This is a genomic window from Vibrio sp. SSH13-20, assembly GCF_040104475.1.
Lineage (GTDB): Bacteria > Pseudomonadota > Gammaproteobacteria > Enterobacterales > Vibrionaceae > Vibrio > Vibrio harveyi.
The window spans coordinates 140,818-153,783 of record NZ_JBECOU010000005.1 but is presented as its reverse complement, the minus strand read 5'-3'; the positions used below and the strand labels follow the sequence as shown (position 1 = coordinate 153,783).

13 protein-coding genes are annotated in these 12,966 nt (G+C 45.3%); 4 read left to right on the top strand and 9 right to left on the bottom strand.

Translation table 11 applies throughout. The features are described 5' to 3' along the window. Nucleotides 1-3: 3 nt before the first annotated feature. Nucleotides 4-954, top strand: coding sequence for a Kdo(2)-lipid IV(A) acyltransferase (locus ABMY42_RS15780; RefSeq protein WP_009701742.1), 951 nt, complete (start codon nucleotides 4-6; stop codon nucleotides 952-954). Between the two features lie 188 nt (nucleotides 955-1,142). Here ABMY42_RS15780 and pyrE read toward each other — a convergent pair whose 3' ends face one another. Together pyrE and rph are read right to left on the bottom strand one after the other, a co-directional pair. After that, on the bottom strand, nucleotides 1,143-1,784 hold the full coding sequence (gene pyrE / locus ABMY42_RS15775) for an orotate phosphoribosyltransferase (protein ID WP_005379384.1): 642 nt from the start codon (nucleotides 1,782-1,784) through the stop codon (nucleotides 1,143-1,145). A gap of 224 nt (nucleotides 1,785-2,008) precedes the next feature. Beyond that, entirely contained in the window at nucleotides 2,009-2,725 is a 717-nt protein-coding gene (gene rph, locus ABMY42_RS15770; RefSeq protein ID WP_005430192.1) for a ribonuclease PH, read from the bottom strand. A 174-nt stretch (nucleotides 2,726-2,899) separates the two neighbouring features. Between rph and ABMY42_RS15765 the strand changes: the two genes are divergently transcribed. The 3 genes from ABMY42_RS15765 (at nucleotide 2,900) to ABMY42_RS15755 (ending at nucleotide 5,974) form a co-directional block, all read left to right on the top strand. Beyond that, on the top strand, nucleotides 2,900-3,766 hold the full coding sequence (locus ABMY42_RS15765) for a YicC/YloC family endoribonuclease (RefSeq protein WP_009698958.1): 867 nt from the start codon (nucleotides 2,900-2,902) through the stop codon (nucleotides 3,764-3,766). A gap of 126 nt (nucleotides 3,767-3,892) precedes the next feature. Then, on the top strand, nucleotides 3,893-5,311 hold the full coding sequence (locus tag ABMY42_RS15760) for a winged helix-turn-helix domain-containing protein (RefSeq protein WP_349266530.1): 1,419 nt from the start codon (nucleotides 3,893-3,895) through the stop codon (nucleotides 5,309-5,311). Between the two features lie 186 nt (nucleotides 5,312-5,497). Next, nucleotides 5,498-5,974, top strand: a complete 477-nt coding sequence (locus tag ABMY42_RS15755; protein ID WP_009698961.1) for a hypothetical protein — start codon at nucleotides 5,498-5,500, stop codon at nucleotides 5,972-5,974. Nucleotides 5,975-6,028: 54 nt separating this feature from the next. On the opposite strand, the gene ABMY42_RS15750 is transcribed toward ABMY42_RS15755, so the two are convergent. The 7 genes from ABMY42_RS15750 to ABMY42_RS15720 form a co-directional block, all read right to left on the bottom strand. After that, a complete protein-coding gene (locus ABMY42_RS15750) occupies nucleotides 6,029-6,982 on the bottom strand; it encodes a DMT family transporter (protein ID WP_349266529.1) in 954 nt (317 codons plus the stop codon). 199 nt (nucleotides 6,983-7,181) lie between these two features. Further along, nucleotides 7,182-7,553, bottom strand: coding sequence for a hypothetical protein (locus ABMY42_RS15745; RefSeq protein WP_005449376.1), 372 nt, complete (start codon nucleotides 7,551-7,553; stop codon nucleotides 7,182-7,184). Between the two features lie 174 nt (nucleotides 7,554-7,727). Continuing rightward, nucleotides 7,728-8,153: a phosphate-starvation-inducible PsiE family protein gene (locus tag ABMY42_RS15740; protein ID WP_005449378.1), complete on the bottom strand. Its 426-nt coding sequence runs from the start codon at nucleotides 8,151-8,153 to the stop codon at nucleotides 7,728-7,730. Nucleotides 8,154-8,314: 161 nt separating this feature from the next. Next, nucleotides 8,315-9,154, bottom strand: a complete 840-nt coding sequence (locus ABMY42_RS15735; protein WP_005449380.1) for an ABC transporter ATP-binding protein — start codon at nucleotides 9,152-9,154, stop codon at nucleotides 8,315-8,317. A gap of 36 nt (nucleotides 9,155-9,190) precedes the next feature. Then, nucleotides 9,191-10,048, bottom strand: a complete 858-nt coding sequence (locus ABMY42_RS15730; protein ID WP_005449382.1) for an ABC transporter ATP-binding protein — start codon at nucleotides 10,046-10,048, stop codon at nucleotides 9,191-9,193. 9 nt (nucleotides 10,049-10,057) lie between these two features. After that, on the bottom strand, nucleotides 10,058-11,884 hold the full coding sequence (locus ABMY42_RS15725) for an extracellular solute-binding protein (protein ID WP_017817187.1): 1,827 nt from the start codon (nucleotides 11,882-11,884) through the stop codon (nucleotides 10,058-10,060). A 38-nt stretch (nucleotides 11,885-11,922) separates the two neighbouring features. After that, entirely contained in the window at nucleotides 11,923-12,966 is a 1,044-nt protein-coding gene (locus ABMY42_RS15720) for an ABC transporter permease subunit (protein WP_005449386.1), read from the bottom strand.

Below are 12,966 nucleotides of genomic sequence, written 5' to 3'. Positions count from 1 at the left end.
ATTATGAGTAAAGACAAATTCACTAAGCCGGAGTTTTCTCTTTCCCTTCTCCACCCTCGCAACTGGGGCGTTTGGCTCGGCTTTGGCTTTTTGGCTATCGTAGTTAATATTCTTCCATACCGCATGCTACTATCGTTAGGTCGTACGCTTGGCCACATCGGCATGCGCTATGGTAAAAAGCGTGTGCATGTTGCAACGCGTAACCTAGAGTTGGCATTTCCAGATAAGCCAGCAGAAGAGATTCAACATATTGTTGAAGAGAACTTCAAAAACACCGGTATGGCGTTAATTGAAACGGGCATCACTTGGTTTTGGCCAACGTGGCGTTTCAAAACGCTGATCATTGAGAAAGACCTAGTCGCACTTCGTGAGAAAGCCGCAGAAGGCAAAGGTGTCCTACTGTGCTGTGTTCATGCTCTTAACCTTGAGATCACAGCACGCGCTTTTGCGGTTCTTGGCGTGGCTGGGTACGGTGCGTTCCGTCCACATGACAACCCTGCGTACAACTTCATCCAGTATTGGGGGCGCACACATAACGGCAACAAACTGATTGACCGTAAAGACGTTAAACAGATGATTCGCGTTCTACGCAGCGGTGAGCGCTTGTTCTACCTGCCGGACCACGATTACGGTCGCAACAAATCTGTATTTGTGCCGTTCTTTGCGGTCGAAGATGCATGCACAACAACTGGCACTAGTATTTTGGCTTACACATCTAAGTGCTCGATTATTCCGGGTTCTGGTTTCCGCAATAAAGATGGCAAGTATGAAATCATTGCTGATAAGTGCATTGAAGCCGACTATCCGAAAAAGGATGAAGTCGCAGCAGCGGCTTATATGAACACCTTTGTAGAAGAAGTGATTCTGCGCGCACCAGAGCAATGGATGTGGCTACACAAACGCTATAAAACAATGCCTGACGAAAGCACGCCGAAGGGCATTCGCTACAAATAGGCAACGTCGACAGATTAAAAAGGGGCTGATGGATAACCACCAGCCCCTTTTTCTTTCAGGTCAAACCAGACTCCCAATTCATCGTTCTTCCTCTTGAAAATGACGATGAACAATGAACAATCTCATTAACGTCATTTCCTACAGTGAGGAGCAAACGCGATAGGAAATCTCGCTTTCCAAATTCAGAATTAAATGCCGTATTCTGCGCGGTACGCTTTGACTGCTTCTAGATGCTCTTTGTCTGTACCTTTCTCTTCAAGGAAAGTCACAAGGTCAGTCAGGCTAACGATTGAGATGATTGCACAACCAAAGTCACGCTCCACTTCTTGAATCGCAGACAGCTCACCTTTGCCTTTTTCTTGGCGGTCAATCGCAACCAACACACCAGCAAGGTCAGCGCCATTTGCTTGAATGATTTCCATCGATTCACGAATCGCAGTACCTGCTGTGATTACGTCATCCACTAGCATAATACGACCTTCAAGCGCAGAGCCTACAAGGTTACCGCCTTCGCCGTGGTCTTTCGCCTCTTTACGGTTGAAGCAGTAAGGCGTGTCGATATCGTGGTGATCCGCTAGCGCTACTGCTGTTGTCGTGGCGATTGGAATACCTTTGTACGCTGGACCAAACAGCACATCAAACTCAATGCCTGAATCCGCAAGCGCTGCGGCATAAAAACGACCAAGACGCGCTAGGTCACGACCAGTATTGAAAAGACCAGCGTTAAAGAAGTACGGGCTTTTACGGCCAGATTTCAAAGTAAACTCACCAAACTTAAGAACTTCTTTCTCAAGTGCAAACTCAATAAATTCACGCTGGTATGCTTTCATTATTTTCTCTCTAAATGCAGGCTTGGTATCCATATTCCCAAGCAGTTAATAAACACTAATGCGTTATCTCCTAAGTAGATGGATTTACAGCTAGGCAGCAAGTTTTTCTATCCCTATGAGCATAGTTTTCTATGTGATTAGGGTAGAAAAATGAAGCGAACAACGCTGTAGATTCATATACGACGGAGATAAAAAAATAGCCCCCATAATGGGAGCTATCTAAATCAATTGGCTAACGCCGCCTTCTGCGCTGCGACAATTTCCGTAATGCCGACTTTCGCCGACTCTAACAGAGCCATCAGTTGCTCATGACTGAACGGTTCACCTTCTGCGGTGCCCTGAATTTCAATCATCTTGCCTTCTTCTGTCATCACAACGTTCATGTCTGTGTCTGCCGCTGAATCTTCAACGTACTCAAGGTCACACAGAACATCATCGCCTAGCAAACCAACTGAAACTGCCGCTACGTGACCTTTCATTGGGTTTGCTTTCAGCTTGCCGCTATCCACTAGGTGTTGGAACGCGTCTGCCATTGCAACGCTTGCGCCGCTGATAGATGCAGTGCGAGTACCGCCGTCTGCTTGGATAACATCACAGTCAACCGTGATCATGAACTCACCCATCGCTTGTAGATCAACCACTGCGCGTAGGCTACGTGCGATCAAGCGTTGGATTTCCATTGTACGACCACCTTGCTTACCGTTTGCCGCTTCACGACGAGTACGCGAGTGAGTTGCACGAGGTAGCATGCCGTATTCAGCCGTTACCCAGCCTTTACCTTGACCTTTTAGCCAACGAGGCACAGATTCTTCAACGGTCGCATTACACAACACTTTGGTGTTACCAAATTCAACTAACACTGAGCCTTCAGCGTAAGCTGTGTAGTTACGAGTAATTTTGATTGGGCGAACTTGGTCCGCCTTGCGATCGTTTGGACGCATGGGCATCTACCTTAAGTAATGAGGAGAAGACGATTTGGTTGGGCGCAGATTATAACGGAATCGATTAAATAAAGCTATCTGGACAATCTCGACTCAGAATAGCAAAGCCACTGCCATTTGGCTGTGCTACTATTGCGGGGTAATTTTCAGCAAATTAGAAGACAGGAAAATTCAATGATTTACAGTATGACAGCGTACGCGCGTAAAGAAGTGAAAGGCGATTGGGGTAGCGCAGTGTGGGAAATCCGCAGTGTAAACCAACGCTACCTAGAAACTTATTTCCGTATGCCAGAGCAGTTCCGTGCTCTTGAGCCAGTACTGCGTGAGCGTTTTCGTAAGCGCCTAGCACGCGGCAAAGTAGAATGTAGCCTGCGTTTTGAAGCTAACCCAGCAGCAAAAGCTGAACTAAGCATCAATGAAGCACTGGCAAACCAAGTGATCAAAGCCGCTGAGCAAGTGATGCACATGACTGGCGAGCTAAGCCGCATTAACCCATTCCAAGTAATGCAATGGCCAGGTGTGATGGAAACACCAGAGCAAAACATGGATGAAGTAAACAAAGAACTGCTTGCTGCTTTTGACGAAGCAATCAACGAGTTCATCGACGCGCGTGGTCGTGAAGGCGACAATATGAAAGCGCTTATCGAGCAACGCCTAGAAGCGATCACTGCAGAAGTTGTAAAAGTTCGTGCACGCATGCCAGAAATTCTTGAGTGGCAACGTGAGCGTCTGTTCTCGAAGTTTGAAGATGCAAAAGTAGAGCTAGACCCATCTCGCGTTGAACAAGAACTTATCCTTCTGGCACAAAAATCAGACGTAGCAGAAGAGCTAGACCGTCTTGACTCTCACGTGAAAGAAACCACAAACATCTTGAAAAAAGGTGGCGCAGTCGGTCGTCGTCTGGACTTCATGATGCAAGAGTTCAACCGTGAATCGAACACACTAGCGTCAAAATCTATCAGCACAGACATCACCGCATCAGGTGTTGAACTGAAAGTTCTGATTGAGCAAATGCGCGAACAGATCCAGAACATCGAGTAATAAAAGACCTTGATGAGATATCAAAAAGCCTCGCACTGCGGGGCTTTTTATTTGCTGATGCTGAACTTGCTTCCTATTTATAAAACCAATAGTCTTGTGTGGTTACTTCTAAACCATTGAATCGCTATGACTCGCTCGCATTGCTTCATCCTGCAACATGACTCCCCTATTTCTTTCTATCCTGATAAAAATCAGTTGATGATTGATAGTGAGGAGATTCATTTAGAACCATTGCAAGCAAAACTGCTGAGCTACTTTATCGAGAACCGTGGGAAAGTACTGAGTACCCAGCAAATAGCCGCCGATGTCTGGCAAAGAACGCAGGTTTCCGACAACTTGGTGAGACAAGTGATCAGTCTACTGCGCAGTCAGCTTCAGGACAAAACGCGTCCATATCGCATCATTCAAACCATTCCTAAGCAAGGTTACTTATTTGATATCGAAGTGACTGAGCCAAGCATAACGCCCACTCCAATCACTGAAGAAGCCGTTTTACTTACTCGTACCACTAAGCCTAAAAACAAGCGCTTAGTTTTAGCTGTAGCGACAATCCTGACTGTTGGAATTATTGCGGCTTGGGCAGTGCAAAATGGTGATACCATTGATGACACCACGGTAATCACAGCACAACAAAGCGACGTAGTGCCCGTTTATATTCATGATATTACGCTTGATTCCGCAAGCAACTTTGAAATGGCAGAAAGCGTATATAACTATCTCTTCTATGGGCTAAATTCAGCCAAAAACCTATCTGGTTATCACTATTCTCAGCTATCCCAACAAAGTAAGCAGTCTCTTGCCAACCACGGTGTTGAGCTCAAAAGCTGGATTAAGAAAGTAGATAGCAATTATGTGCTTAGCGTCTTGGTGCAAAACAACCATCAACCCAACCAGAGCCAAAAGGTAGAGAAGACGTTTAACCAAGATAACTTCTTCGATGCTATCGGCGATGTAATTTTAGAAATCAAAGCCATCATTGCACCAATGAGTTCCGATTACGAAGTGGCTAGCCATCGCGTGACTTCCATCAGTAACTATGACGATTGGAAAGTGATCTCTGAAGGGATTTCTCTTTTCTATCAAGGTAAAGGTGGTCCTGCTTTTTCGGATATTGCTCAGCAGCTTAATGCGATTCAACAACAAGGGCGAGACAGCTATTTGGTCAGCGCTTTGTTGTCTTACTCTGAATCTTTAGCTTACTTACGCGAGCACAAACAAGAAGATCGCGAACAGGCGCTTCACTCAGCTAAGCAGGCGTTCGAACTGAACCCACGCTGTGATATTGCCAACCTCACTTTGGGGCTTGCTTTGCTTATCAACCAGCACCCGAATCAAGCCTTCCCCTACTTGTTTTACGCAGCAGAAAGCACGCCAAGCCCAATCAGTTTTTACTTGCTCAGTTTGGCTGACAAACTCGCAGATAACCCGAAAGGCTCGCAATACAATTACCAACGCTATACGGAGATGAAAAAAGAGCATAACGGTCAACTGTTTGATCTTATTGAATCTTCACAAAAAGCAAACCTATTCCAAACAGCAGAATAGCCTCAAATAAAGCGAAGTGAAAAATCGCTGCTCTCGCCTATTGTAAAGTCAGCCTCCTCAATGCTGATGGGTATTCTGGATGTTTGATTTTTGTTTGGAGTTCAACTCGCTTGCCTTGCATCAAGCGTAAAAAACGCACCTTCCACATACTTGTAAACCAAATCATTCATTTCTTGGGATACACACATGTTGAAGAAGTTTGCTTTTCAGATCATTCCAATCCAGATCTTTCTGTTCGTCTTTTGGTTCAAAAATGGCTTTATCGATAAAGTGATGGGTGTGCTACTTGGCATCATCACGCCTGATACCGCCTATGCAGGTGATACTTGGGCTGGCTGGAAAGGTTATATCGTTGGAACGTGGGATAAGAGCCAAGTCGGTCATGCACTGCTGAGCCCAACGTTTGACTTTATGTTCCCGATTCTCATTGCTTTGCAGTGCTTACCGTTTTTATTGGTGATTCGCTCGGTGCTGGCAGGCGAGTTTATGGCTGGTAAAGAACGTCCGTGGCTACTCTATGCGGCTTTTGCATCTCTGTTCGTAACGGGTTGTATGGCTTTCACCCAAACCATTACGGGAGCAAGTGATGGGCAATATCTATGGCAATTTATTGGCTTTAGCATGGTTGCCATCATGTATCTGCGTAACGAGCAAGGTAAATAGCATTACGCCAAAAGCCCCAACTAAATGGGGCTTTTTCATGATGTTTAGCCTATGTTAGGCATTGATATTCTTCATACAATGTTCACATAGCACAGGCTTTTTCTCAGCAGGTTTTAGGCGAAAACGCTGCCAGAAAGCAGGCTCGGCTTTAGTCACAAAAATACCGCCCAGTAATGGCAGCAGCAGAGCAACGGAAACTAATGACAAACTGTTACCTGCAATCCATGTTGAAAGGCTAAGCGCTATCAACGGGAAGAACAGGAAACAGATCGAGGCGGTAAACGGCGTCGACACTTGTCCAAGCTTAAAGTACGCCACGATGCCACCGACGCTAGCAAACATACCGAGATAAATCACAGCAGTAATCGAATCCATCGAGAACTGAGAAAGATCCGGCTGTTCGACAATCAGTGAGGTGATAAAGAGCAACGCTGAGGCAACAAAGCTTGGAAAGGCGTTGTAAGTCAGCACTGGAATGCCTTTACAGAACTTTTCAACAAACACATACATCACCGCATGAATCGAGACCGCGCCGCCTAAAGCGAGAAAGCCCAGTATGTAATCCTCGCCACCTAAACTCATCTCTTTAGCCAGAATCAAAACTAAGCTCAGAACCGCCACCAAAAGACCAGCAATCTGAGATTTACGTAACCTAAGCCCAAGGAACAAGCTCGATGTCACCATGACTGCGATTGGCATATTGGCGAAGATGATCGAAGCAAGACCTGATGAAATATACTGTTCGCCAAAAATCATCAAGGTAAATGGAATCGCGAAATAGAAAATCGCGACCACGAACATCCAAAATACTTTTCCCTTAGGAAAGAACAGGGGTTGATTGAGGTGTTTCGCCAACATGATTAATAGCGGCGCAGCGATCAGGAAGCGCAGACCGGTGGCAAAGATGGGCGGAATAGTTTGCACTGCCACTTCCATCGCAAACCACGTGGTGCCCCAAATCAAGCACACAGACACAAACAAGATAATTAGTAGATGCTTATGCGTCATGGCGACCTCCCGCTTGTCGGTTGATAACAAGGTTTGGTAGGCACGCAGCAAGGTGCTCAGTACGAGCAATTAGATTGGTTTTCATTTTTTCATTCCCATCACAGGATGGTGCAAATAGAAAGCTATTTACACGCGTAACAAATTCGCACGGCATTACGTGCAGTAAAATTGTTGGCAGCGAAATGCTGCGAGATAGGAATTAAGCTATCGGAGGACGATAGTGAGAGTGCATGTCTGCACTGGTATAGAGCGCGATTTTGCTTATCGCCAGTTCATCTCTGTAAGGAGCTTCATAAGATCTTGGCTGAGTTTCAACAACAGCCGTCCCCGATGCGTGACCATGAGAACAACACTGCTTTTCAAAGCATGTTCCGCCCGGTTCACAGCAACCTGACTCGTTCTTTTCTACCGAGCCAAAGGTCAAATCACAGTAGCTAATATGCAGAGAATCAGCCATCGCCATGTGATTCGCCGTTGATGGTATTTCTGCACGAGCGATACCGCTTGAAAGCGCAAAAGCAATCAAGACACTCAGCAGAAAGTAAATTGTCGATGTGCTTTTCGCTAGCATCACAATATCTCATCAAACAGGCAGAAAAAAGAAAAGGTTAGTGTGAAGATACTCATCAATAGAGCAAGAAACAAGATGGCTTGAGATGACTTTACACTTTTTTACCCCCCAAGCCATTTGGATGTGATTTCCCTTCACGCAAAAATAAAGCCTCGCACTGAGCGAGGCTTAACATCATTCGTCTTTTTCGGCGGTTTGATTATCTATATACGGCCAATAATGGTGACCAACTCGAATAACCAAGGTTGCCGCAGCCAGAATAAACGCAGCTAAAGAGAGCCATACTATCATCACGGAATCGAGCTCTTTCATACCAAGCGTGATGTAGCGAGCAATGGCCATCATGGCAATATAAATTGGGTAACGAACTGGTATCTTACCATTCATCACAAACTGCCCGACCATGGCGAGCACTTCCAAATAAATAAACATCAATAAGATGTCATCAAGCGATACACGCTTTTGTACATAAATGTGGATAAACTCTTCCACCATCGCCCACACAGTTGCCAAAGTAATGGCGACCAGAAGCACGGCTTCAAGCACATGAAAGATTTTCAGAAATGGACGACTGAATGATTTAGGTAAATGCGACGGCATAGCCAACTATCCAAACAAATCAAAGGAATAAGTTTGCAGTGTAGCACGCTCTTTTCAAGAAGCTGAAGAGCACCCTCTCTCAGCGAGAAAAAACACACATAATAAAAACGCTCCAACCAAGTGGAGCGTTTTTCGATGATGATTTTACTCAGCGGATGGCGTTACGCCACTTGCTGCTTTTTTTCTGCTAAACGCTTTTTCTTGCGATATTTCGGGTGTGTAATCGGAATCGCGGACAAGAGTTTCTTGGTGTAATCATTTTGAGGGTTTGCGTAGATTTCCTTCGCCTTACCTGCTTCCACTACTTTACCAAAATACATCACCGCCACTTTATCAGACACATGTTTCACCACAGACAAATCATGAGAGATAAAGATGATTGCAAGGTTCATTTCTTGCTGAAGTTGCAGTAACAAGTTCAAGATCTGCGCCTGAACAGACACATCCAATGCAGAGACCGACTCATCACAGATTAGCAATTTAGGTTTTAGCGCAATGGCACGAGCAATACCGATACGCTGACGTTGACCGCCAGAAAATTCGTGTGGATAACGGTTTACAGCGGTTTCAGGTAAACCGACTTTTACAAGCAACTCCTTCACCCACTGTTTTCGCTCTGCAGATGTACCAATCTTATGAATCACATACGGCTCTTCGAGAATCATACCAATCGTATGACGTTGATTGAGTGACTCCATTGGGTCCTGAAAGACAATCTGCATGTCCTTACGTAACGAACGCATTTCTTTGACGGAAAACTTGGTAATGTCTTTACCTTCAAAGAAAATCTTACCTTCTGTCGGTTCGTACAGCTTTAGGATCGTACGGCCTAGTGTGCTTTTTCCACAACCAGACTCACCGACGAGCCCAAGGGTCTCGCCCTGACCTACTGACAACGACACACCATCAACAGCTTTAATGGTATATCCCTTCTTAAACAGTCCTTTACCAGATACAAAGTGCTGCTTAAGATTTTCAATTCTTAATACTTCTTTTGCCATAACATCCTCTTTTATGACTTGTTCACTTTGCACCAGTTAGCTAGCAAACATACTGGCATCAATCGGTTTAATGTCGATCATCTGCTTAGGTTCATTATCTAAACTTGGCATCAAGCCCATCAAACGCTCTGTGTACGGGTGTTGCGGGTTGTCAAACAGTTCGAAAATTTCAGCTTTTTCGACAATACGACCGCCATACATGACTGCCACGTCATCGCACACTTCCGCAACAACACCAAGGTCATGAGTAATGAAGATCATCGCCATACCCGTTTCTTCTTGAAGTTCATTCATTAGTTCAAGAATAGACGCCTGTACCGTTACATCCAATGCCGTAGTTGGCTCATCACAGATAAGAATGTCTGGTTTACACGCCAACGCCATCGCAATCATCACACGCTGACGCATACCACCCGATAGATTATGCGGGTACTCATTCAAGCGTTTTTCCGGCATCGGAATTTTCACTTTCGCCAACATTTCTATCGCGTAAGCTTCACGCTCTTTCTTACCAAGTTCAGGTCGATGCAGCTCTAACACTTCACAAAGCTGACGACCGATTGAATGAACTGGATTCAACGCTGTCATTGGATCTTGAAAGATGATTGAGATGCGGTCACCACGCATGGCATACATCTCTTCTGCTGGTAAGGTAACTAAATTAGTACCACGGTAGTCAATCTCACCATTGACGATATTGCCATAAGGTTTTGGCAACAGCCCCATGATAGACATGGAGGTAACACTCTTACCACTACCGGATTCACCTACTAGACCCAGCGTACGACCAGCGCGAACATCAAAATTCACACCATGCAGCACTTTTACCGGACCATCATCAGTAGTGAATTCAACCTCAAGGTCTTTAACACTCAGGATTACATCGTTTTCCATAACACATCCTTACAGCTTATACGTGTCATCAACGACAACAACAGGTTCAAAGGTTTTACCCGACTTCATCGCTTTCTGGGTTTCTTTCTTCACGTCTTTGTCGATCCAATACGTGCCATCACCGATAATTCCGCCACTAAACAACGCTTCTGTCATTCGATTCATTGGTTTCTCTGGCAATTTCAACCAACGCCAGTGTCCATACCGAACGTAAGGAACCATATAGCCAGAAACAATCACATGCGCATCAATAATGTCTCGCTGAATCTCATGACCTAGTTGGATCTTCTTATCCATGTCCATGTTAAAGCGATACGCAATGATCTTTTCATCTAACTCTGGCGTGCTGTAGTTGGTGAATGAGTTCGTTTGCGGTTTGTTGGCGTTCACGGAATGGAAGTATTCCCAGTAAGTTGGGATTTCCGAAGTACCCATATCAAAGAAAGCAAGTTCGTGTTTTTTCTCACGTACATACTTAAACATCGATGAACCATCAATCAGCTTCAGCTCAATATCTAACCCTGCCAATTTTGCCTGTTCACGTAAGAAAGCAATACGCGGTGTATGAACTGGAGAGGAGTACGTCAATTCAAAGCTCAAACGCTGACCTTTATCATTCACGCGAATACCATCGGAACCAATCTTATCGAAGCCTGCAGCTTCAAACGCTGCCGCCGCTTTTTCTGGTTCAAACTTGGGCGCTTTCACATCTGGTAAAGTGTACTTACCATGCCCAAAGCCTGTTGGGTTGGGTTTACGGCTGTAGTCTCCGCGCATAACATTCTCAATCATGCCGTCGAAATCTGTCGCGTAAGTGATCCCTTTGCGAATGTTTAAATCATCAAGTAGAGGCATAGCAGTGTTTATCCACACGCCACCTGCACCAACGGGATATTGGTTGTAACCCCAGAACTTCTCAATGTAACCCTTTTGGTAAGGGGCAGTATTGGATTTATCATGCCATAGACTTGGCAAAACCAACGCAAATGCGTCCAACTTACCTTTTTCAAAGTGCTTCATCGCAATATCACTATCGCGGATAACTGTGATACGAATTTTGTCGACGTTATAGCGATTCTCGTAGTACTTGTTGGTGTAACCCCACCAGTCCTCTCCTACATGCTTAAAGGTAACGCTTTTACCTTTTTTGATGTCCGCTAAGTAATAAGCACTGGTCGTTGGTTCACTTTTAAAGTTGTAGTAGCGCACAAAATCATCATGAATGCCGTCACCGTTCGCGTCTTTCTTCGGATTCGCATAGAAATGAGCAGGACGAGGACGTAGCGCCCCCATTCTCAACAACAACTCTTCTGGGTTGAGCTCTTTCGCAGCCTTCACGGCGAAGGTGTGATCGTCAAATTTGATAACATCAGCTACCGTTTTGTTGTAATAGTCGTTGTACCAAGGCTCTAAAATGTCTTTCGAGCGGTAAAACTTAAGCATAAAAACAAAATCGTCTGCCGTGACTGGCTTGCCATCCGACCATTTAGCTTGTGGGTTCAGTTTGAAATAAACCGTTTTATTGTCACCCGCTAATGCCCACTCATTGGCTAGCTCTGGGATGAATTCAAGCGTATCTGGATGGCGAACCACCAACCCTGGCGTTTCATCGAAGATGAAAGAGCGTAAGCCAGAGTTAGCATCAGGGCCAACACTGCGTAGAGTCTGGGGAAAGCTCGACATATAAGTGCGATAAGTCCCACCACGCTTTGCTTTAGGAGAGCCATATTGCGGCTCATCCCAGTTCGTTTGCCAGTTTAAGTCAGTCGGAAGCGTCGCTGACATCGCACCAAAACTTAGGGCGCTTAGCGTGGACGCTAAAATTATTTTTTTCATAAAACTTCCCTTTTTTATGTTTTGCTCACAATGCATGCTTAAACATAGCGTGTGAATTTTTTCGGGTCGAATGCTGCTCGAATCGCTTCACCGATAAAGGTCACCATAACCAGTACCAGAACAATCGAGCTCACTACTGATGCAACGATCCATGGCGAGTCTAGGTTCGACTTACCTTGTTGCAACAACTCACCCCAACTTGGCGTTGGAGGCATCAAACCAAGACCTAGGTAATCCAGTGCCGTCAGTGCAGTGATGTTTGCAGCGATAGTAAATGGTGCAAGAGTCACAATCATAACCATGGTATTTGGCAAGATGTGGTTGAATAGAATACGTCCAGTGGATGCACCAAGTGCGCGCGCAGCCATCACGTATTCACGAGCTGATTCTTTATAAGTCATGGTACGCATGTACCACGTCATCCCCATCCATCCAAAGAGTACGTTGATGGCAACGAATAAGGTGAATGTGGGCTGAACTATCGAAACTAAAATCATGATGACGTACAAAAACGGCACCATAGACCACACTTCGATCAAACGTTGAACAAACAGGTCAAACTTACCGCCCCAAAAGCCCATCGCACAGCCAACAGCAGTACCAATCGCATACGAGATTGCCATTGTCAGCAAGGCAAACCCCATCGCCGTTCGAAAGCCGTAAACCAATCGAGCTAAGATGTCTCGGCCAATCACGTCCGTACCAAGGTAGTGTTTACTCTCAGCATCTGGAGCCGTTGGCGGGAAGTCACCGCTAAAATCTTGCTCGTACGGGTTCCACGGCACAATCGGCAGAATAACGAAGTTATCACCACCTTCCGCTTCGAAGACTTTTTGCAGCTCGCGGTAATCCGCTTCACTGGAAGACGCTTGACCAAACTCGCTGCCTAAACGCACATCACTCACCACAGGAAAGTAAAAGCTACCGTCGTATTTGACGACAAGCGCTTTACTGTTGATCAACAACTCCGCAAATAGAGAAAGGATCAACATGGTCGATAAGATCACAAATGACCAGTAACCACGTTTGATTTCTTTAAAGTGGCGGATTTTCTTTTGAGTTAACGGGCTAACTTTAATCAT

Bases quoted from the DNA above. Each gene is read 5' to 3' on its own strand.
- ABMY42_RS15755 (WP_009698961.1), top strand. From the start codon at position 5,498: ATGTTGAAGAAGTTTGCTTTTCAGATCATTCCAATCCAGATCTTTCTG.
- ABMY42_RS15765 (WP_009698958.1), top strand. From the start codon at position 2,900: ATGATTTACAGTATGACAGCGTACGCGCGTAAAGAAGTGAAAGGCGAT.
- ABMY42_RS15750 (WP_349266529.1), bottom strand. From the start codon at position 6,982: ATGACGCATAAGCATCTACTAATTATCTTGTTTGTGTCTGTGTGCTTG.
- ABMY42_RS15760 (WP_349266530.1), top strand. From the start codon at position 3,893: ATGACTCGCTCGCATTGCTTCATCCTGCAACATGACTCCCCTATTTCT.
- ABMY42_RS15725 (WP_017817187.1), bottom strand. From the start codon at position 11,884: ATGAAAAAAATAATTTTAGCGTCCACGCTAAGCGCCCTAAGTTTTGGT.
- ABMY42_RS15730 (WP_005449382.1), bottom strand. From the start codon at position 10,048: ATGGAAAACGATGTAATCCTGAGTGTTAAAGACCTTGAGGTTGAATTC.
- ABMY42_RS15720 (WP_005449386.1), bottom strand. From the start codon at position 12,966: ATGATTAAAGTTAGCCCGTTAACTCAAAAGAAAATCCGCCACTTTAAA.
- ABMY42_RS15735 (WP_005449380.1), bottom strand. From the start codon at position 9,154: ATGGCAAAAGAAGTATTAAGAATTGAAAATCTTAAGCAGCACTTTGTA.
- rph (WP_005430192.1), bottom strand. From the start codon at position 2,725: ATGCGTCCAAACGATCGCAAGGCGGACCAAGTTCGCCCAATCAAAATT.
- ABMY42_RS15780 (WP_009701742.1), top strand. From the start codon at position 4: ATGAGTAAAGACAAATTCACTAAGCCGGAGTTTTCTCTTTCCCTTCTC.
- pyrE (WP_005379384.1), bottom strand. From the start codon at position 1,784: ATGAAAGCATACCAGCGTGAATTTATTGAGTTTGCACTTGAGAAAGAA.
- ABMY42_RS15745 (WP_005449376.1), bottom strand. From the start codon at position 7,553: ATGCTAGCGAAAAGCACATCGACAATTTACTTTCTGCTGAGTGTCTTG.
- ABMY42_RS15740 (WP_005449378.1), bottom strand. From the start codon at position 8,153: ATGCCGTCGCATTTACCTAAATCATTCAGTCGTCCATTTCTGAAAATC.